The organism is Qipengyuania sp. GPGPB31 (assembly GCF_038396345.1).
GTDB classification, from domain to species: domain Bacteria; phylum Pseudomonadota; class Alphaproteobacteria; order Sphingomonadales; family Sphingomonadaceae; genus Qipengyuania; species Qipengyuania citrea.
The window spans coordinates 88,018-104,730 of the sequence record NZ_CP149572.1 but is presented as its reverse complement, the minus strand read 5'-3'; the positions used below and the strand labels follow the sequence as shown (position 1 = coordinate 104,730).

Annotated in this window: 28 protein-coding genes and 1 tRNA gene; 25 read left to right on the top strand and 4 right to left on the bottom strand. The window is 63.3% G+C overall.

All coding sequences use genetic code 11. The annotated features are described in order from the left end of the window. Positions 1 to 62 precede the first annotated feature (62 nt). The gene (gene pspF, locus WKH79_RS00600; RefSeq protein ID WP_230833379.1) at positions 63 to 1,088 is read right to left on the bottom strand and encodes a phage shock protein operon transcriptional activator; all 1,026 of its coding nucleotides are present in this window, start codon (positions 1,086 to 1,088) and stop codon (positions 63 to 65) included. Positions 1,089 to 1,257: 169 nt separating this feature from the next. Between pspF and WKH79_RS00595 the strand changes: the two genes are divergently transcribed. The 14 genes from WKH79_RS00595 (at position 1,258) to WKH79_RS00530 (ending at position 6,026) form a co-directional block, all read left to right on the top strand. Next, positions 1,258 to 1,410, top strand: a complete 153-nt coding sequence (locus WKH79_RS00595) for a hypothetical protein (protein ID WP_197458144.1) — start codon at positions 1,258 to 1,260, stop codon at positions 1,408 to 1,410. Positions 1,411 to 1,613: 203 nt separating this feature from the next. After that, on the top strand, positions 1,614 to 2,303 hold the full coding sequence (pspA, locus tag WKH79_RS00590; RefSeq protein WP_050600176.1) for a phage shock protein PspA: 690 nt from the start codon (positions 1,614 to 1,616) through the stop codon (positions 2,301 to 2,303). Positions 2,304 to 2,307: 4 nt separating this feature from the next. Next, entirely contained in the window at positions 2,308 to 2,604 is a 297-nt protein-coding gene (pspB, locus tag WKH79_RS00585) for an envelope stress response membrane protein PspB (RefSeq protein WP_050600175.1), read from the top strand. Beyond that, positions 2,601 to 2,978, top strand: coding sequence for an envelope stress response membrane protein PspC (pspC, locus tag WKH79_RS00580; protein ID WP_050600174.1), 378 nt, complete (start codon positions 2,601 to 2,603; stop codon positions 2,976 to 2,978). Before pspB ends, pspC begins: the two co-directional genes overlap by 4 nt. Before the next feature lie 31 nt (positions 2,979 to 3,009). Next, positions 3,010 to 3,321 (top strand): hypothetical protein, encoded by a 312-nt coding sequence (locus WKH79_RS00575; protein WP_063507109.1) that lies wholly within the window; start codon positions 3,010 to 3,012, stop codon positions 3,319 to 3,321. Then, complete coding sequence (locus WKH79_RS00570) at positions 3,318 to 3,656, top strand: hypothetical protein (protein ID WP_063507108.1); 339 nt, start codon at positions 3,318 to 3,320, stop codon at positions 3,654 to 3,656. Before WKH79_RS00575 ends, WKH79_RS00570 begins: the two co-directional genes overlap by 4 nt. Next, entirely contained in the window at positions 3,656 to 3,964 is a 309-nt protein-coding gene (locus WKH79_RS00565; RefSeq protein ID WP_341859290.1) for a hypothetical protein, read from the top strand. Before WKH79_RS00570 ends, WKH79_RS00565 begins: the two co-directional genes overlap by 1 nt. Then, positions 3,964 to 4,278 carry a hypothetical protein gene (locus tag WKH79_RS00560; protein ID WP_341859289.1) on the top strand — a complete coding sequence of 105 codons (315 nt, stop codon included), beginning with the start codon at positions 3,964 to 3,966 and terminating at the stop codon, positions 4,276 to 4,278. The genes WKH79_RS00565 and WKH79_RS00560 overlap by 1 nt, the downstream gene beginning before the upstream one ends. Then, the gene (locus tag WKH79_RS00555; protein WP_050600170.1) at positions 4,275 to 4,550 is read left to right on the top strand and encodes a hypothetical protein; all 276 of its coding nucleotides are present in this window, start codon (positions 4,275 to 4,277) and stop codon (positions 4,548 to 4,550) included. Before WKH79_RS00560 ends, WKH79_RS00555 begins: the two co-directional genes overlap by 4 nt. Positions 4,551 to 4,580: 30 nt before the next feature. Next, the gene (locus tag WKH79_RS00550) at positions 4,581 to 4,820 is read left to right on the top strand and encodes a hypothetical protein (RefSeq protein WP_341859288.1); all 240 of its coding nucleotides are present in this window, start codon (positions 4,581 to 4,583) and stop codon (positions 4,818 to 4,820) included. A gap of 2 nt (positions 4,821 to 4,822) precedes the next feature. Next, a complete protein-coding gene (locus WKH79_RS00545) occupies positions 4,823 to 4,993 on the top strand; it encodes a hypothetical protein (protein WP_197470561.1) in 171 nt (56 codons plus the stop codon). A 41-nt stretch (positions 4,994 to 5,034) separates the two neighbouring features. Next, positions 5,035 to 5,442, top strand: coding sequence for a SufE family protein (locus tag WKH79_RS00540; protein WP_341859287.1), 408 nt, complete (start codon positions 5,035 to 5,037; stop codon positions 5,440 to 5,442). 1 nt (position 5,443) lies between these two features. Continuing rightward, positions 5,444 to 5,794: a YbaN family protein gene (locus WKH79_RS00535; protein ID WP_050600167.1), complete on the top strand. Its 351-nt coding sequence runs from the start codon at positions 5,444 to 5,446 to the stop codon at positions 5,792 to 5,794. A 73-nt stretch (positions 5,795 to 5,867) separates the two neighbouring features. Further along, positions 5,868 to 6,026: a YqaE/Pmp3 family membrane protein gene (locus WKH79_RS00530; protein WP_082835542.1), complete on the top strand. Its 159-nt coding sequence runs from the start codon at positions 5,868 to 5,870 to the stop codon at positions 6,024 to 6,026. A gap of 33 nt (positions 6,027 to 6,059) precedes the next feature. Here WKH79_RS00530 and WKH79_RS00525 read toward each other — a convergent pair whose 3' ends face one another. After that, positions 6,060 to 6,578 carry a sterol desaturase family protein gene (locus tag WKH79_RS00525; protein WP_063507107.1) on the bottom strand — a complete coding sequence of 173 codons (519 nt, stop codon included), beginning with the start codon at positions 6,576 to 6,578 and terminating at the stop codon, positions 6,060 to 6,062. A gap of 49 nt (positions 6,579 to 6,627) precedes the next feature. Beyond that, positions 6,628 to 7,053 carry a thioesterase family protein gene (locus tag WKH79_RS00520; RefSeq protein WP_063512490.1) on the bottom strand — a complete coding sequence of 142 codons (426 nt, stop codon included), beginning with the start codon at positions 7,051 to 7,053 and terminating at the stop codon, positions 6,628 to 6,630. A 91-nt stretch (positions 7,054 to 7,144) separates the two neighbouring features. Here WKH79_RS00520 and leuC point away from each other — a divergent pair, with 91 nt between their 5' ends. The 10 genes from leuC to WKH79_RS00470 all read left to right on the top strand — a co-directional run bounded on the left by leuC (position 7,145) and on the right by WKH79_RS00470 (position 15,687). Then, entirely contained in the window at positions 7,145 to 8,602 is a 1,458-nt protein-coding gene (gene leuC / locus WKH79_RS00515) for a 3-isopropylmalate dehydratase large subunit (RefSeq protein WP_341859286.1), read from the top strand. A 6-nt stretch (positions 8,603 to 8,608) separates the two neighbouring features. After that, on the top strand, positions 8,609 to 8,767 hold the full coding sequence (locus tag WKH79_RS00510) for a hypothetical protein (RefSeq protein ID WP_063507105.1): 159 nt from the start codon (positions 8,609 to 8,611) through the stop codon (positions 8,765 to 8,767). Between the two features lie 79 nt (positions 8,768 to 8,846). Then, the gene (gene leuD, locus WKH79_RS00505; RefSeq protein ID WP_063507104.1) at positions 8,847 to 9,452 is read left to right on the top strand and encodes a 3-isopropylmalate dehydratase small subunit; all 606 of its coding nucleotides are present in this window, start codon (positions 8,847 to 8,849) and stop codon (positions 9,450 to 9,452) included. Beyond that, positions 9,449 to 10,447 carry an NADPH:quinone oxidoreductase family protein gene (locus WKH79_RS00500; RefSeq protein WP_341859285.1) on the top strand — a complete coding sequence of 333 codons (999 nt, stop codon included), beginning with the start codon at positions 9,449 to 9,451 and terminating at the stop codon, positions 10,445 to 10,447. Before leuD ends, WKH79_RS00500 begins: the two co-directional genes overlap by 4 nt. Before the next feature lie 91 nt (positions 10,448 to 10,538). Further along, on the top strand, positions 10,539 to 10,865 hold the full coding sequence (locus WKH79_RS00495) for a DUF1476 domain-containing protein (RefSeq protein WP_341859284.1): 327 nt from the start codon (positions 10,539 to 10,541) through the stop codon (positions 10,863 to 10,865). A gap of 4 nt (positions 10,866 to 10,869) precedes the next feature. Beyond that, positions 10,870 to 11,103 (top strand): BolA/IbaG family iron-sulfur metabolism protein, encoded by a 234-nt coding sequence (locus WKH79_RS00490; protein WP_050600159.1) that lies wholly within the window; start codon positions 10,870 to 10,872, stop codon positions 11,101 to 11,103. Between the two features lie 34 nt (positions 11,104 to 11,137). Then, positions 11,138 to 11,467 carry a Grx4 family monothiol glutaredoxin gene (gene grxD, locus WKH79_RS00485; RefSeq protein ID WP_050600158.1) on the top strand — a complete coding sequence of 110 codons (330 nt, stop codon included), beginning with the start codon at positions 11,138 to 11,140 and terminating at the stop codon, positions 11,465 to 11,467. 296 nt (positions 11,468 to 11,763) lie between these two features. Next, positions 11,764 to 12,546 carry an NUDIX domain-containing protein gene (locus WKH79_RS00480; RefSeq protein ID WP_157052109.1) on the top strand — a complete coding sequence of 261 codons (783 nt, stop codon included), beginning with the start codon at positions 11,764 to 11,766 and terminating at the stop codon, positions 12,544 to 12,546. Between the two features lie 262 nt (positions 12,547 to 12,808). Next, positions 12,809 to 15,208, top strand: coding sequence for an ATP-binding protein (locus tag WKH79_RS00475; RefSeq protein ID WP_341859283.1), 2,400 nt, complete (start codon positions 12,809 to 12,811; stop codon positions 15,206 to 15,208). Positions 15,209 to 15,357: 149 nt separating this feature from the next. Further along, a complete protein-coding gene (locus WKH79_RS00470) occupies positions 15,358 to 15,687 on the top strand; it encodes an Hpt domain-containing protein (RefSeq protein ID WP_341859282.1) in 330 nt (109 codons plus the stop codon). A 100-nt stretch (positions 15,688 to 15,787) separates the two neighbouring features. Here the strand turns inward: WKH79_RS00470 and WKH79_RS00465 are convergent. Continuing rightward, positions 15,788 to 15,864 (bottom strand) — tRNA-Arg (locus tag WKH79_RS00465). Positions 15,865 to 15,925: 61 nt separating this feature from the next. Here WKH79_RS00465 and WKH79_RS00460 point away from each other — a divergent pair. Next, positions 15,926 to 16,651 carry a queuosine precursor transporter gene (locus WKH79_RS00460; protein ID WP_341859281.1) on the top strand — a complete coding sequence of 242 codons (726 nt, stop codon included), beginning with the start codon at positions 15,926 to 15,928 and terminating at the stop codon, positions 16,649 to 16,651. The last annotated feature ends 62 nt before the right edge of the window (positions 16,652 to 16,713 follow it).

The window sequence follows — 16,713 nt, the reverse complement described above, 5'->3', positions numbered from 1 at the left end:
GGAAGCGCCGAACAGCACGCGATTGCAACAGCTTGACGGGCGCCCGGCCGGCCCCGCACCGGTCAGTCGTCGTCGGTCAGCCCGTGCTTCTTGATGCAATGGCGCAGCTGGTCGTAAGTCAGGCCGAGCGCCTTGGCAGTCTGGCGCTGGTTCCAGCGATGCTTGCCCAGCGCATGCTCGACGATCGCACGCTCATGCGCATCCACCGCTCCGCGCAGATCCGCGACGAGATCGAAATCAGGCGTGGCAGGCGCGGCCGTTGCAGCCGACTGCGGCGCCGGACTGTCCTTGCGCGGGCCCGGGCCGGCGGGTTTCCACGGGCTGTCGAAGGGATCGAACACGACGTGCCCGATCGGCTGGTCCCAATCGTCCCAGCGATAGATCGCGCGCTCGACGACATTGCGCAATTCGCGCACATTGCCGGGCCAGTCGTGCCGTTCGAGCTGGTCGGCGACATGCGGCGCGAAACCGGGCCAGCCTTCCCAGCCGAGTTCGGCCGCCATACGGCGTCCGAAATAATCGGCCAGCACCTCGACATCGCCTTCGCGCACGCGCAGCGGCGGCAGGGTGATGACCTCGAAACTCAGCCGGTCGAGCAGGTCGGCGCGAAACTCGCCCTGCTCCGCCTTGGCCGGGAGGTCCTCGTTGGTCGCGCCGACGATCCGCACGTCGACGCGCATCGGGCGGCTCGATCCGATCCGCGTAACCTCGCCATATTCCACCGCGCGCAGCAGCCGTTCCTGCGCACCGGTCGATAAAGTGCCCAGTTCGTCGAGAAATAGCGTGCCCTTGTCGGCTTCCTCGAACCTTCCGGCGCGCGCCTTGGTAGCACCTGTGAACGCGCCCGCCTCGTGTCCGAACAGTTCGGCTTCGATGAGCGTTTCGGGCAAGGCGGCGCAGTTCATGACGACCAGCGGTTCGTCCCAGCGGGTGGAAAGGCGATGCAAGCGTTCGGCGATCAGTTCCTTGCCCGTTCCGCGCTCGCCCACGACGAGCACGGGCCGCCGCATCGGCGCTGCCCGGCTGGCCCGTTCGACCGCATCGAGGAACGCCCCCGACTGGCCGACAAACTGATTTCCCCGCTCCATGACCAAGAGATAGGAATATTTCCCAATGCTTGGCAAGAAAAACCAACACGCCATTTGATGTATCTGCAAAAACCCCCGCTATCCTCCCGTTTCCGGGGTTTGGCACACCGCTTGCTTAACCTAGGACAACAGCAATTGGCCCACCGGCCCCAAGGGAGGTAACCCACAGATGTACAACCGCAGCTTCTTCCGCAGCCAGCTTGGACAGGCCGCCATCGCCAGCATCGCTGCGATGGCCACCTTCGTCGTACTGAGCTCGCAGATCGCGGTGACGACGCCCACGCCGGTGCTGGCCGCATATGAACAGGTCGAGATTGCATGACCCTGCCCCCCGATCATGATCCCCTAGGGCCGGAGCGGCAGTCCCCCGAAAACCGCCGGGACAACGACACCGGCGACGCTTCGGCCCGCCCTCGCTTGTCGCGTATCGAGGAGGAGGTAGAACGGCTGCGCCGCTCGCCAACTCCGACGCGTGACAGCGGACGGTCGAAGGGATCGGACTTTTTTTCCAGTGGAGCACCTTTAATGGGCATTTTCAGCCGCACCCGCGATATCATCGCTGCCAATTTCAACGACATGCTCGACAAGGCGGACGACCCCCAGAAGATGATCCGGATGATCATCCTCGAAATGGAGGAAACGCTGGTCGAGGTCCGCGCCAGCGCCGCGCGCACGATTGCCGACCAGAAGGAAATGCATCGTCACACGGTCAAGCTGGACAAGCTCCAGGCGGACTGGGGCGAGAAGGCGCAGCTGGCCGTGTCCAAGGATCGCGAGGATCTTGCCCGCGCCGCGCTGGTCGAGAAGAAGAAAGCCAGCGACATGAGCGAGCAGCTCAAGCAGGAAATCGCCGTGCTCGACGATGCGCTGCGCGCCTACGAGCAGGACATCCAGAAGCTGCAGAACCGCCTGCGCGAAGCCCGCAGCCGCCAGACCGCGATCGCCGCGCGTCTCGAAAGCGCCGAGAACCGCGTCAAGCTGCGCAGCCTGATGACCAACGAACGCGTCGACGATGCACTCAGCCGCTTCGACCAGCTCGAACGCCGGGTCGATTATGCCGAAGGCCGCGCCGATGCGCTGAACATTGCCGATCAGTCGGACAAGCCCAGCCTGTCGGACGAGATCGCCGCGCTCGAGGGCGCCGATGCGATCGACGACGAACTCGAACAGATGAAAAAGGCGCTCGGCAAGGGCAGCGCCGGCAAGGAGGACTGACCCCATGGAAGAGATTATCATCATTCCCGCGATCTTCATCGGGCTTCCGTGGATCATCCTTCACTACATCACCAAGTGGAAGACCTCCGCGACGATCACCGGCGACGACGAAGCGCTGCTCGAGGAACTCTACAACCTCGCCAAGCGGCTCGATGACCGGATGGACACGGTCGAACGCCTCGTCGCCAGCGACAATCCCGAATTCCGTCCCGCCCGCATCGTCCACGACAGCGAACAGGACAACCAGCAGCTGCGCGAACTCGAACAGCTGATTGCCGAGAAAAAAGGAGCCAGCCAGTGAACAGCCCCCGCACGACGCTTTACCGCGACAAACAGAACGCGAAGCTCATGGGTGTGTGCTCGGGCATCGCGGATTACACCGGCGTCAACGCCTTCTGGGTCCGGCTCGGCTTTCTCGGCCTGACCTTCATGACCGGTGGATCGACGATCCCGTTCTACTTCATCGCCGGCCTGCTGCTGAACAAGAAGCCTGCGCACCTCTATGTCGACCGCGAAGAGCAGACCTACTGGCAGCGCGTGCGGCAGAACCCCAAGCGTACCGCGCGCGAAATCCGCGCCCGGATGAAGGATGTCGACCGCCGCCTGGCCGAAGTGGAAACCTTCTACGTCAGCAACAACCCGCGGCTGACCGCCGAGATCGAACGCCTCCGGTAATCCGGGAACCGACACAGGGGGAGCACAAGCAATGTTCGACTGGGCCTATCTCATTCCGCTGGCGCCGTTCCTGATCGGCGGGCTGGCAATCTGGACCCGCCACCAGCACAAGATGGCAGAGATGCAGCTCAGCGCGACCGCCGAGAGCACTGCCGAGAAGGCCGCCCAATATGCCAGCCGCGTGGGCGATCTCGAAGAACGGGTCCGGGTGCTCGAACGCATCGTCACGGACAGCGGCTACAACGTAGCAACACAGATCGAAGCCCTGCGCGACCAGCGCAGCGTGGAAGCGACCGACAGCGGAACACCGCTCGATATGAAACAGGGAGAACACAAGTCATGAATTGGGGTGGACCCGAATTCGTCATCGTCATCATCGCGCTGAGCACCGGTGGCTGGCTGATCAACAACTGGATCCGTGCCAAGCACGGCTATTCGCTCGAGGATGAATGGGGCGGCAAGACCGAACGCAGCGACACGGCGGAAACCAAGGCACTGAAAGCCGAGAACCGCCAGCTGCACGACAAGCTCGACACCATGCAGGACCGCATGGTGGTGCTCGAAAAGATCGTCACCGACCGCGGCTATTCGCTGCATGACGAGATCGAGGCGCTGCGCGACAAGCCGGCAAGCGATGCCGGCGTGCCACTGAACCTCAAGCGCGGGGAGAAAGCGTAATGGAATTCATCACCGAAACCACCGTCATCGGCGGCGTGATCGCCATGTCGCTGGCCTGGATTGTCAATACCTGGATCCGCGTCAAGAACGGCTACCCGCTCGAAAACAGCTGGGGCATGTCGGTCTATCCCAAGAACGACCAGGCGGTCGAACGGGTGAAGCTGCTCACACAGGAAAATGCCGAACTCCGCGCCGAACTCGGTTCGGTGAAGGACCGGCTCGGCAATGTCGAACGTATCGTCACCGACAGCGGTTATCACCTTACCCATGAGATCGATCGCCTTCGCGACACGAAGGATGCCAACTGATGGATGCCGACCTGCTTCTGATCTTCGGTTTCGTGCTCGCCATCCTGCTGATCGTGCTGACCTTCGGTACGGTCGCAGGCAACCGCAGCCGGGCCCACAAGTTGCAGAGGCTCGAGCTGGAAGCGCGGATCGCCGAAGCCAAGGCCGGACAAGCGGCCACGGACAATACCGAACATCGCCAGCTGGAAGAACGCATCCGCGTGCTCGAACGCATTGCCACCGACGGCAATCACGCGCTGGCATCGCAGATCGACGAATTGCGCGACCTGCAGGAAATCGAGGTCCGCACCATGCCGCAGGGAGCGACCCGATGAGTTTCTGGACCGCCATTGTCGCAATCGTCGCGATTGCCACGATCGCCGCCATCATGCGCGAGCGCTACCGGGCAATGGGACGCATCGAACGCGGCCGGCAGCAAGAGAGCGAGGATCGTATCTCTGCCGCCGAGAAACGCGAAGTCGAGGAATTGCGCGAACGCATCAAGGTGCTCGAACGGATCGCGACCGACAACAATTCGCTCGACGCACGGCAAACCAAGCAGATCGCCGCCGAAATCGAAGAACTGCGCGACAAGCAGTCCGATTGAGGCGGCGAGGTTCAAGGAGGACATGAGGTTATGTTCGAACCGACTTTGATAATCGCAGGCGCAGCGCTGGTCGGCCTGACCATCGTGGCCGCTGCCCTCCTGCGCGCCTGGCAGGGCTGGCTGGCGCTCAAGCGTGAAGAGCTGGACCGCCACCCCGCGGCCGACCGGCCCGAAAGCGGATCGACGATCGGCGCGGCGCGGATCGAGCTGGCCGACCTGAAGGAACGAATCAAGAAACTCGAAGCCATCGCCAGCGGCGTCGATCTGTGACCGTGGTCCGCACCGACGCCGCGCGCGCCGGGATCGGCCTTGGCAGTGCGATTGCGGTGGCCATCAGCTGGAGCCTGCACGGCTCGATCGTCTGGGCCGCGATCCATGGCTTTTTCGGCTGGTTCTACGTGCTGTACCATGCGCTCACCCGGCCCGGCGGCCTGTTCGGCTAAGCCCGATGGACGCCCGCAGGCACGCCCGCTAAAGGCGCGCCATGCGCACACTTTCCGACATCGCCGAAGAATACGAGTTCCTCGAAGGCGACGAACGCTATCGCCTGCTGATCGAACTGGGCCGCGAACTCGAAGCGATGCCCGATGCCCTCAAGACCGATGCCACGCTGGTGCGCGGCTGTTCGGCACAGGTGTGGGTCTATCCCACCGGCAAGGCCGACACATTGCACTTCCTGGCCGACAGCAACGCTGCGATCACCAAGGGGATCGTCGCGCTGGTGATTGCCGCCGTTCAGGATCGCCCTGCCCACGAAGTGGCGGCCATGGACGTGGCTGGCGCGCTCGAACCCTTCGATCTCAAGAACCAGCTGTCGAGCAATCGCACGCAGGGCGTGCCGAACATGATTGCACTCGTCCGGGAGCACGCGGCGCGAATCGCGGCCGGGTGACTTGAAACGGCCGCTCTACAAGGGCCTCGGCTTCCTTGCCGTCGGGCTTGGCGCCGTGGGTGCGGCCCTGCCCATCATGCCGACCGTGCCTTTTCTCCTCTTGGCAGTCTATTTCTTCGCCCGGTCGAGCCCCGAGCTCGAGCAGAAGATCCTCGATCATCCCCACTGGGGGCCGCATGTGAAAGACTGGCGCGAGCGCCGTGCGATCAGCCGCAGGTCGAAGACCATGGCGATCGGCGCGATGGCCACTGGCGCGGTGTTCACCTGGTATACGCTCGGCCATCCCTGGTACTGGATTTCAGTCGCCGTGCTGGTGATCTGCGGCAGCTGGATTGCCACGCGCAACGAATAGGCCGGCGGAACCGCGCGCGCCCCGGCCCGTTGATGACCCGAACGACGGGAGGGACGACAAAAGGACATTTCCCATGGCAATTCTTATTCTTATCGCGACCATTCTGCTGCCCCCGCTCGGCGTTGCCGCCAAGCACGGGCTCGGCAAGACCGCGCTGATCAATCTGGTGCTGACGCTGCTGGGCTATATCCCCGGCCTGATCCACGGATTGTATGTAAACTACGCCAAGTAAGACCGCACACGGCGGACTGGAAGCGCCGGGGCCTCAGGCTCCGGCGCTTTCGCGTACGATGGCGATGCCCGCTTCGCGCTGGCGGCGCAATTCGGCCTTGAGTGCTGCCGGGCTGCGGGCGAAGACGAAGCCGAAGCTGACCCCGCCTTCCTTGCCGATCGTGGCATGGTGCAGCTTGTGCGCCTGGACCAGACGCTTGGCGTAACCGCTCTTGGGGACCCATTTGAAGTAGCGCTGGTGAACCAGCCCGTCATGCACCAGCGTGTAGATGACGCCATATGCCATTATGCCGAGCCCGATCCACGTGGCTGGCCACCAGGCCCCCTCGCCCATCACCCATTCGCTGCCCAGCGCGAACATCGAAATGCTCATCGCCGCGCCGACGACCGCATAGAGATCGTTTTTCTCAAGCAGATTGTCGTGCGGTTCGTGATGGTCTCGGTGCCACCCCCAGCCGAAGCCATGCATGATGTACTTGTGGCTCGCCCATGCGACCCATTCCATCGCGACCACGGTCGCCAGAACGATCAGTGCGGGGATGAAAACGGCCATTGCGTGAATATAGGAGCTAGCGCGCGGCAGACAAAGGGCGGTCGGCGCTTTAGCTGCCTGTTTGCGCCTTCGGCTTGCCGGGCAGGCCGAAACAGGTTTCGGCGACTTCGCGGCTGATTCGTGCCGGTCGCAGGCTCTTGGCATCGATGCAGCACCACATGCTCTGCACTTCGGCCAGCACGTCTTCGCCGCGGCGAATCACCGTATTGTAGAAACTGCGCGCGCCGGCGATCTTCTCCAGCACGGTTTCGGCGATGACATCATCGTCGAGAAAGGCCGGGCGGCGATAGGTGATCTCGTGCTTGAGCGCGACCCAGGCCTTGCTGGCCACTTCCTCGGCGGGGGCGAGTTTCTGCCAGTGCGCGAGCACTGTGTCCTGCACCCAGTTGAGATAGCGCGCGTTGTTCACGTGCCCCATGAAATCGATATCGTCCGGGAGGACCTTGATCGGAAAGGTGAATGGCTTTGCTGACATTCATGTCAGTAGAGCAGGGAAAGGTTAAGTTTGGAAGACTCTTGTTTTGCCTTTTTGCGCAGGTGGGCTTCCTCCCGCACATTCCCGGGCCATGGGCAACACACCGCGCACGCTTTACGAGAAGATCTGGGACCAGCATGTCGTCGAACAGCGCGACGATGGCACCTGCCTGCTCTATATCGACCGTCACCTGGTTCACGAGGTCACCAGCCCGCAGGCCTTCGACGCGCTGCGCCTGGCCGGACGGCAGGTGCGCCGTCCCGACCTGACGCTGGCGGTCCCCGACCATAACCTGCCCACCACGCCGCGGGTGGCCGCGGATGGTTCGCGGCTGCCGATCGAGGATGCACAAAGCGCTGCCCAGCTCGCCGCGCTCGAACGCAACGCCCCCGGATCTGGAATCGATTACATCGATGCGGTCGCGCCCGAGCAGGGCATCGTCCATGTCGTCGGCCCCGAGCAGGGTTTCTCGCTGCCCGGTGCGACCATCGTATGCGGTGACAGCCATACCGCCGCGCACGGCGGCATCGGCGCGCTGGCCTTCGGGATCGGGACCAGCGAGGTTGAACACGTGCTGGCCACGCAGACGCTGCAGTTGCGCCGCTCGAAATCGATGGAAGTCCGCGTCGATGGCGCGCTGGGCCCGGGCGTCACGCCCAAGGACCTGATCCTGCATATCATCGGCGTCATCGGCACTGCCGGGGGCACCGGCCATGTCATCGAATACCGGGGTGAGGTGTTCCGCGAGATGAGCGTCGAAGGCCGCCTGACGGTCTGCAACATGAGTATCGAAGGCGGTGCCCGCGCCGGACTTATCGCCCCCGACGATATCGTCTTCGACTACCTTCGCGGCCGCCCCTATGCGCCGTGCGGCGGCGATTGGGACCGCGCAGTCGCATGGTGGCGTTCGCTGGTGACCGACGATGGCGCGGTGTTCGACAAATCGGTCGTGATCGATGCCGCCGACATCGAGCCGACGGTCAGCTGGGGGACCAGCCCTGAGGATGTCGTGCCGGTCGGCGGCACCGTCCCCGAACCCGCCAGCTTCGCCGACCCTTCCAAACAGGAAGCCGCGCGCAAGAGCCTCGATTACATGGGGCTGGAACCCGGCATGCGGATCGAGGACATCGCGGTCGAGAATGTCTTCATCGGCAGCTGCACCAACAGCCGGATCGAGGACCTGCGCGCCGCGGCGCAGGTGCTCGAGGGCCGCACCAAGGCGCCCAATGTCCGCTGGGCGATTGTCGTGCCCGGTTCGGGACTGGTCAAGCGGGCCGCCGAAGCCGAGGGACTCGATCGGATATTCATGGACGCCGGTTTCGAATGGCGCGAACCGGGCTGTTCGGCCTGTCTCGCGATGAATCCCGACAAGGTACCTCCCGGCGAACGCTGCGCATCGACCAGCAACCGCAATTTCGTCGGCCGCCAGGGGCCGGGCGCACGCACCCATCTGGTCAGCCCGGCAATGGCGGCTGCCGCCGCGGTTACGGGGCGGCTCGCCGATGTGCGCAAGCTACCCCTTGCCAAGCGAACGGTGGCTGACCATTGAGAACCGATGACCAAGAAGCTTTCCGGAAAAGCCGCCATCGTCGGGGCCATCGGCTCCGCCGCCGTTGCCGCAGCCTTGCTCTATGCGAACAAGCGCAAGGAGAAGAAGAACGGACCGCGCCAGCCGGGTCCGATCCCTTCGGGGGAAAATCCCGAAACCGATTGATCTCACACGTCGCTGGGGGGAGAGCCATGGCGCCGAAATCAGGATTTGGGACCGCGCCACGCGTGGCGGGGGCCGTGCGATGAAAGCCGTGTCCACGATCGAAGGCCGCGCGATTCCGCTGGGGCTGAAAAACATCGACACCGATGTGATTATTCCCGCGCACTGGCTGAAGACGGTCAGCCGCGAAGGCCTCGGCGAAGGCGCGTTCGAGACGATCCGCGCAACCCCGGGCAACCCCTTCGACGTCGAGGATTTCGCGCAGGCGCCGATCCTGATCGCAGGCGACAATTTCGGCTGCGGATCGAGCCGCGAACATGCCGCATGGGCGATGCTCGACATGGGTCTTGCCGCAGTGATCGCGCCCAGCTTTTCCGACATTTTCGCCGGCAACGCCTTCAAGAACGGAATCCTCGCGGTCGAATTGCCGCAGGAACATGTCGATCGCCTGCTCGAAGTCGCGAAAGAGCAGCCGATCACCATCGACCTCGAGAACCAGGTCGTCACAACGCCATTCCAGGATCGCTTCGCATTCGAGATCGATCCGTTCCGCAAACGCTGCCTGCTCGAGGGACTCGACGAGATCGGCCTGACGCTGGGCAGCGAAAGCGCCATCACACAACACGAACAGACGCGCGGGGGCGCCCTGCCCTGGCTCGACAAACCACAGAGGAGAGAAGCAGCGTGAAGGCAGTCCTTTCAAAGGAAACCGGCGGACCCGAAACCCTGGTCGTCGAGGATATCGACGCCCCCACCCCCGCCAAGGGCGAAGTGCTGGTCAAGGTCGCTGCCTGCGCCATCAATTTTCCCGACACGCTGATTATCCGCGACATGTACCAGTTCAAGCCGCCCCGCCCGTTTGCTCCGGGTGGCGAGATCTCGGGCACGATCGAGGCGCTGGGCGAGGGCGTCGAAGGCTTCGCCGTGGGCGACCGCGTGATGTGCGGCATCGGCAATGGCGGGCTGCAGGAAAAGGTCGCAGTGGCGGCCGAACGCCTGTTCAAGGTGCCCGAGGGGATCGACCTGGTAAAAGCCAGCGCGTTGCTGATGACCTATGGCACCACGATCCACGGCCTGAAGGACCGCGGCGACATCAAGGAGGGCGAAACCGTCCTCGTGCTGGGCGCCGCGGGCGGTGTCGGACTATCGGCGGTCGAACTGGCGAAGGCCTATGGCTGCCGCGTCGTGGCCGCGGTTTCGACCGAGGAAAAGGGCGCAGTCGCCAAGCAGCACGGCGCGGACGAAGTGGTGATCTATCCGCGCGCGCCGTTCGACAAGGACACTTCCAAGCAACTGGCGAGCGACTTCAAGACCGCCGTCGGCCCCAATGGCGCGGATATCGTCTATGACATCGTCGGCGGCGATTATTCCGAACCCGCACTGCGTGCGATCGCCTGGGAAGGCCGTTTCCTCGTGATCGGTTTCCCCGCCGGGATCGCCAAGATGCCGCTCAACCTCACCCTGCTCAAGAGCTGCGACATCCGCGGCGTGTTCTGGGGCGCCTTTACCGCGCGCGAGCCCGAGCGCAATCAGCGCAATATCGAGGAACTGTTCGACCTGTGGAAGGCGGGCAAGATCAATCCGCTGGTCAGCGAGACCTATCCGATCGAACGCGCGCATGAGGCCATCGCCAAGCTCGAAAACCGCGGCGCGATTGGCAAGCTCGTGGTCACAATGGAATAGCCGCTCGCGCGGGAGGATCACACAAGCGCCCTTGCGGGCTTGCGGGGCCGGGCCTATTCCGGCCCCAAGATTCCATCCCGAGAGGACCATCATGACCGATTTCAAGGATCGCGAGCGCGGCGAGGAAGCCAAGTTCGCCTTTGACGAGGAAAACGCCTTCAAGATCGCCGCCCGCCGCAACCGCCTGGTCGGCGAATGGGCGGCAGGCCTGATGGGCCTGACCGACGAGGAAACCGACGCTTACAAGAAAGCGGTCGTGCAGGCCGATTTCGAGGAAGCGGGCGACGAAGACGTGATCCGCAAGCTGCTGGGCGATCTCACCGCGGCCGACTGCGACGTCAGCGAGTCCGATATCCGCACCAAGCTGGAAGAATGCGCTGTCGAAGCGCGGCGCCAGTTCATGAGCGGCGGGGCCTGATCGGATGCCGATGGCTGCCGACGACATCGTCGCGTTGATCGAGGAAGCCCTGCCCGGTGCCAGCGTCGAGATGCGCGACCTTGCGGGCGATAACGACCACTGGGCGGCCAAGGTCACGGCGCCCCAATTTGCGGGGCTGACCCGCGTCAAGCAGCACAAGCTGGTGTATGACGCGCTGGGCGGTCGCATGGGCGGCGAACTGCACGCCTTGCAACTCACCACCCAAGCCCCCACCTGATTCCGACCACCAGATTCATACAAAGGACGGGCCGATGTCCGACACCAACCAGCGCATCGCCGACATCGTTGGCGCCAACGACGTCACGCTTTTCATGAAGGGCACGCCGCTCTTCCCGCAGTGCGGCTTTTCCAGCCGCGCGGTGGCCATTCTCGATCACTGCGGTGTCGCCTATGACAGCGTCGACGTGCTGCAGGACATGGAGATCCGTCAGGGTATCAAGGCCTATTCGGACTGGCCGACGATCCCGCAGCTTTATGTGAAGGGCGAATTCGTGGGCGGCAGCGACATCATGATGGAGATGTTCGAAGCCGGCGAACTCCAGCAGATGCTCGACGAAAAGCAGGTCGCCAAGGCGTCCTGATGATTTTGCGATACGGCGTCACGCGCGCCGTATCCTCCCAGAACGGGTAAGGCCCGCCGGGTGGAGAACCGGGCGGGCCTTTTGTTCGTCCGGATGCTGGGGGGAGCATTCCGTTGAAGACCGAACATGATACCCATCGACATGCATCCCCCGTGCCAAACTCCATGCAACGCTGCGATCCGGCGCACCTCAATGGTAAACGCGATTTTTCCCGCGATGCTTAGTGTAAAATAGCCCGACAGGCGCTGTTTACCTTTGCGCTTGGCATTCCCCCCTCCCCCCGCCACAACATGGGCATGAGCGAACAACCACAAGCCGGGCCCGCAGGCATTCCCGCTGCCACCGTCGTCATATTCCGCAATGCGCCGGCCGGCGGCCCGCCGGAAATCCTGATGACGATCCGTTCGCGCGAAATGGTCTTCGCCGGCGGCATGGCGGTGTTCCCGGGCGGCCGGGTCGATCCCGCCGATTTCGATCTCGGCGCGCGGATCGGCGGACCGCTCGATCCCGAAGAGGCGGCCCACCAGGTCGCAGTGGTTCGCGAAACGCTGGAGGAGACGGGTCTCGCGATCGGGCTTGCAGGCGAAATCGATGCCGACAAGGCGCGTGCCGCACGCCGGTTCCTTCAGCAAACCGGTGAGCTTGCCCCCGTGCTCGAACATTTCAACTGGGAACTCGATCTGGCCCAGCTGGTGCCGTTTGCGCGCTGGTTTCCCAAGAACGAACGGATCCCGCGTGTCTACGATACGCGTTTCTATCTGGCCGATTTGGGCACCGGGGCGGTCGAGATCGAAGCCGACCTGTCGGAAAACACGCATCTGTTCTGGATCAGCGCACAAGGCGCGCTCGACGCTGCCGAACAGGGTGACATCAAGGTGATCTTTCCGACCCGGCGCAATCTCGAACGGCTGGCGCTGTTCGACAGTTTCGCGGCCGCGCGCGCGCAGGCGGAAGCCATCCCCGTGCGCACCATCACCCCCTTCATCGACGATACCGATGGCCGGTCATGGCTGCATATAGGTGAGGATTTCGGCTACCCGGTCACCGGCGAACCGCTGGAGAATGCGGCGCGCGGCTAATCTCGCCGGATCGACCAGGCCCCCGGGCTGGCGATCCGTACTGCGACCCGTCTGGCCAGAGCGCTTTTATGCGAAAAACATCAGGGTTTCCCACATTGCGGCCCAAAGCTTTTTTAAGCGCCCGTCATGTATAGCCTGTTGATAGTGCCCGCCATTTCTCGACGGCCTTTTCGGTTCTTTCCGGCGGGATTGTACCAACAGCCGCTATCTTGCATACCGCAGGAGCAATAGTGCGCAAAACTCGGGGTCGGGCGTCGTAGACATGAGCATGGATTTGCAATCGGGTCTGCTCGGCTTCGCTCTCGGAGCCGTCGCGGTCGTGCTGCTGGCGCTGTGGCGGACCGCACGCAGCAGCAACCACGGCAAGACCGAAGCCGTCGCTGGTCTGCCCGGCAAGACAGCGCCTGTCGCCCCCACGGTCGAGGAAGTCGTCGAGGGTCTGCCCGACATGATTGTGGCTATCGGGCCCGATCGGGTCCGCCGCTATGTCAGCCCATCATGCAAATGGCTGCTGGGTTTCACGCCCGAGGAAATGATCGGCCTCTCGCCAATCAACGCCATCCATCCCGATGACCGCGCCCTCACCATGGAAGCCAGCGAAAAGCTGTTCAATGGTGAGGTTTCGTCGACGCTGACCACTTACCGCCACAAGCATGCGGATGGCCATTATGTGTGGCTCGAAGCGCATATGACGACGCGCTGGCGCGACAATGGCGAAATACGCGATTTCGTGGGCGTCGTGCGCGATATCGGGGGACGGCGACGCCAGAAATTGCGCGACAGCGAGCGCAATGCGCAATTGCGCGAAAACAATCGCCTGCTCCAGATGGCAGAGGAGAGCGCCAATATCGGACACTGGCGGGTCGACGTGCAGGAAGGCACGCTGTTCTGGTCCGATCAGGTCTATCGCATCCATGGCGTGGACAAGGACTTCGTCCCCGACGTGGCTTCCGGTCTCGACTTCTACTGTGAAGAAGATCGCGCGCGGGTTTCGGAAATGGTCGACAAGGCGTTTTCCGAAGGGGCCGATTTCGAATTCCAGGCCCGTATCGTGCGCCCCGACGGTGAGCTGCGCCATGTGGCCAGCCTGGGCAATGCCGAAACCGCCCCAACAGGGGAAGTCGTCACGGTATTCGGCATTTTCAAGGATATCACCGAAACGGTGGAGGCCGAAGAGCAACTCCGCCAGTCGCGCGACATTGCCGAGCGTGCTTCGCAGGCCAAGGCACATTTCCTGGCCAATATGAGCCATGAAATCCGCACGCCGATGAACGGCGTGATCGGGTTCGCCGATCTGCTGCTCGAAAGCGAGCTCGAGAAAGAGCACCACGACTATGCGCGGATGATTTCGGATTCGGGCAAGGCCATGCTGCGCCTGCTGAATGAATTGCTCGACCTGTCGAAGATAGAGGCCGGCCGGATGCAATTGACCCGCGAACCGGTGAATTTCGGGCATATCGTACGCAGCAGCGCGCGCTTGTTCGAACCCAATGCCAAGGCCAAGGGTATCAGGCTCGACATAGATGTCCCCCCGGACATGCCCGAAGGCATTGGCGACAAGTTGCGCATCCGCCAGATCGTCCTCAACCTCGTCGGCAATGCAATCAAGTTCACCGAGCGCGGATCGGTGCGCGTGGAGGCCTGCGAAAAAGACGGCAAGATCGTGTTCCGGGTGATCGATACCGGTATCGGCGTGCCGCCCGACCAGCTCGCCTATATCTTCGAGGAATTCGCGCAGCTCGATAATTTCGGCAAGGGCAAGGCCAGCGCTTCGGGCGGTGGCACGGGGCTCGGCCTGGCGATTGCGCGCCAACTCGCCGAACTGATGGACGGCCGGCTGACCGCCGAAAGCACGCCGGGCAAGGGGTCGACTTTCGAACTTGTCCTGCCCTTGGTGAAATGCCCTGCGCAAAAGTCCGCAGCAAAACAGGACAGTTCGGCATCGAGCTACCGTACGGCGCTGGCCGGGCGGCGGGTGCTGCTGGCGGAGGACGCGGAGATCAACCAGAAGCTCATCGTCGCGATGCTCTCGCGCCTGGGAGTGGAAACGCAGGTCGCCGACGACGGTCAGCAGGCGGTCCAGCAGGTCATGGAGGCGAAGGCACAGGGCCGACCGTTCGATGCCGTGCTGATGGACATGCAGATGCCGGTCATGGACGGGCTCGACGCGTCACGCGCGCTCCGCGCGAATGGCGTCGGTCCGCGCGAACTGCCGATCATCGCGGTTACCGCGAATGCCTATGCCGACGATATCGAATTGTGCATGGAAGCCGGCATGCAAGACCATGTCGCCAAGCCGATCTCGGCAGAACGGCTTGGCCCCTGTCTCGAACAATGGCTCACCAAACCGGCGCCGGGCTCCGGCGAGTTGGCGGAAACCGACCTTTCGGTAGATGTGGACGATGCCCGGAACATGTACGAACAGCGCAAGCTCGAACTGCGTAACCAGCTTGCCGCGCTCGAGGGCGAGGACATGCTTGGTTCCGCGCAATGCGACCTGCTGCGCGACAAGCTCCACGTCATGGCCGGCATCGCCAAATACTTCGGTGACGAAGAACTCGGCCAGCTTGCAGGCCGGATCGAACGGGATCTGAAGCTTGCCGCCGACGACGCGAATATCGGTCGCGCTCTCGACGAACTGCGGCACTGGTTCGACACCTGAGCGATCAGCCGCGCGCGGGCACTCCGGCAAGCGGGGTGATCGGCCGTTGCCAAGCCGCAGACTTGCAGGCAGACTTTGCGGTGCGCGACCCGGCAAGCGCGCGGGTGGGACAATAGCGCTCGGGAGGCGCATGACGGAGGAAACCGGCGATGAAAGGTAGGCCGCCCGTGGACGACCCGATCGAAGAGGAAACGGATCCCGAACTGCGCGCCCTGTTCGAACAGCGCCGACAAGCCAGCCTGGACGCGGTCGATGCCGCTCTTGCCAGCCATTCTATCGATGCTGAGCAGAAGCAGGAAATTGCCGAGCTTCTCCACCAGGTCACCGGGGTGGCCGCCTATTTCGGCGAAGCCGACCTCGGCGAACGGTGCCGGGTCGATGAACGCCGCCTCCTGCAATCCGCAGACCAGCAGGAAACCCGCCAGCTGCTCGAAATGCTGCGGCCATGCCTGGCAGGTTGCGAAACCCCATTGTCCTGAAGCGCGGGGGACCCGGTAAGTGGATAGACGGGAGATCGATTGCGATCCGGCGGCAAGCGCCATCCTGCAAGAACGGCGCAAGGTCTCCCTCTCGGGAAATTGGCGCGCCCGGCAGGACTCGAACCTGCAACTCCAAGCTTAGAAGGCTCGTGCTCTATCCAGTTGAACTACGGGCGCGCTCCGGGGCTGCCATAACGTGCCTTTCGCGGCTGGCCAATCGGCACTAACCGTGTTTGCGATGGAAAACGCTCCGACGAATACGCCCGCACCGCATTTTCGCTATTACGATCTGGTGATGGCGGCCTTCGTCACCATCCTGTTGCTGTCGAACCTAATCGGCGCATCGAAACCGAGCTACGTCATACTGCCGGTCATCGGCGAATGGTCGTTCGGCGCCGGGGTGCTGTTCTTCCCGGTCAGCTACATCATCGGTGACATCCTGACCGAAGTATACGGCTATGCCCGTGCACGGCGGGTCATCTGGACGGGCTTTGCCGCATTGCTCTTCATGGCTTTCATGGCGTGGGTCGTGGTGCAGTTGCCGCCGGCGGAGGGCTGGCCCGGACAGGAAGCCTACGAGTTCGTGTTCGGCAACAGCTGGCGCATCGTGCTGGCGTCGATGGTCGCCTTCTGGGCTGGCGAATTCGCCAACAGCTATGTCCTCGCCAAGATGAAGGTGTGGACGCAGGGGCGCCATCTGTGGATGCGCACGATCGGGTCGACGGTGATCGGCCAAGGTCTCGACAGCCTGATCTTCTACCCGCTGGCCTTCTGGGGCCTGGTCGGATGGCCGGTCGAGCTGCTGTGGCAGGTCGTGCTGTCGCAATGGGCGATCAAGACGCTGTGGGAGGCGCTGCTGACCCCGGTCACCTATGCCGCGGTCGGCGCGCTCAAACGCGCCGAAGGGGTCGAGCTGTTCGACACCGATACCGACTTCTCGCCTTTTGCATCCAGCAAGCGCTGAACACGGCGGGAGGCCGGGACCTTCACGAAAAAAGGGGCGACCCGCAGGCCGCCCCTTCCCTC

Bases quoted from the DNA above. Each gene is read 5' to 3' on its own strand.
- WKH79_RS00540 (WP_341859287.1), top strand. From the start codon at position 5,035: ATGCGCACACTTTCCGACATCGCCGAAGAATACGAGTTCCTCGAAGGC.
- WKH79_RS00460 (WP_341859281.1), top strand. From the start codon at position 15,926: ATGGAAAACGCTCCGACGAATACGCCCGCACCGCATTTTCGCTATTAC.
- WKH79_RS00525 (WP_063507107.1), bottom strand. From the start codon at position 6,578: ATGGCCGTTTTCATCCCCGCACTGATCGTTCTGGCGACCGTGGTCGCG.
- grxD (WP_050600158.1), top strand. From the start codon at position 11,138: ATGTCCGACACCAACCAGCGCATCGCCGACATCGTTGGCGCCAACGAC.
- pspA (WP_050600176.1), top strand. From the start codon at position 1,614: ATGGGCATTTTCAGCCGCACCCGCGATATCATCGCTGCCAATTTCAAC.
- WKH79_RS00595 (WP_197458144.1), top strand. From the start codon at position 1,258: ATGTACAACCGCAGCTTCTTCCGCAGCCAGCTTGGACAGGCCGCCATC.
- WKH79_RS00550 (WP_341859288.1), top strand. From the start codon at position 4,581: ATGTTCGAACCGACTTTGATAATCGCAGGCGCAGCGCTGGTCGGCCTG.
- leuD (WP_063507104.1), top strand. From the start codon at position 8,847: ATGAAAGCCGTGTCCACGATCGAAGGCCGCGCGATTCCGCTGGGGCTG.
- pspF (WP_230833379.1), bottom strand. From the start codon at position 1,088: ATGGAGCGGGGAAATCAGTTTGTCGGCCAGTCGGGGGCGTTCCTCGAT.
- WKH79_RS00510 (WP_063507105.1), top strand. From the start codon at position 8,609: ATGACCAAGAAGCTTTCCGGAAAAGCCGCCATCGTCGGGGCCATCGGC.
- pspB (WP_050600175.1), top strand. From the start codon at position 2,308: ATGGAAGAGATTATCATCATTCCCGCGATCTTCATCGGGCTTCCGTGG.
- WKH79_RS00475 (WP_341859283.1), top strand. From the start codon at position 12,809: ATGAGCATGGATTTGCAATCGGGTCTGCTCGGCTTCGCTCTCGGAGCC.
- leuC (WP_341859286.1), top strand. From the start codon at position 7,145: ATGGGCAACACACCGCGCACGCTTTACGAGAAGATCTGGGACCAGCAT.
- WKH79_RS00495 (WP_341859284.1), top strand. From the start codon at position 10,539: ATGACCGATTTCAAGGATCGCGAGCGCGGCGAGGAAGCCAAGTTCGCC.
- WKH79_RS00530 (WP_082835542.1), top strand. From the start codon at position 5,868: ATGGCAATTCTTATTCTTATCGCGACCATTCTGCTGCCCCCGCTCGGC.
- WKH79_RS00560 (WP_341859289.1), top strand. From the start codon at position 3,964: ATGGATGCCGACCTGCTTCTGATCTTCGGTTTCGTGCTCGCCATCCTG.
- WKH79_RS00520 (WP_063512490.1), bottom strand. From the start codon at position 7,053: ATGTCAGCAAAGCCATTCACCTTTCCGATCAAGGTCCTCCCGGACGAT.
- WKH79_RS00570 (WP_063507108.1), top strand. From the start codon at position 3,318: ATGAATTGGGGTGGACCCGAATTCGTCATCGTCATCATCGCGCTGAGC.
- WKH79_RS00470 (WP_341859282.1), top strand. From the start codon at position 15,358: ATGAAAGGTAGGCCGCCCGTGGACGACCCGATCGAAGAGGAAACGGAT.
- WKH79_RS00575 (WP_063507109.1), top strand. From the start codon at position 3,010: ATGTTCGACTGGGCCTATCTCATTCCGCTGGCGCCGTTCCTGATCGGC.
- WKH79_RS00555 (WP_050600170.1), top strand. From the start codon at position 4,275: ATGAGTTTCTGGACCGCCATTGTCGCAATCGTCGCGATTGCCACGATC.
- WKH79_RS00480 (WP_157052109.1), top strand. From the start codon at position 11,764: ATGAGCGAACAACCACAAGCCGGGCCCGCAGGCATTCCCGCTGCCACC.
- WKH79_RS00490 (WP_050600159.1), top strand. From the start codon at position 10,870: ATGCCGATGGCTGCCGACGACATCGTCGCGTTGATCGAGGAAGCCCTG.
- WKH79_RS00565 (WP_341859290.1), top strand. From the start codon at position 3,656: ATGGAATTCATCACCGAAACCACCGTCATCGGCGGCGTGATCGCCATG.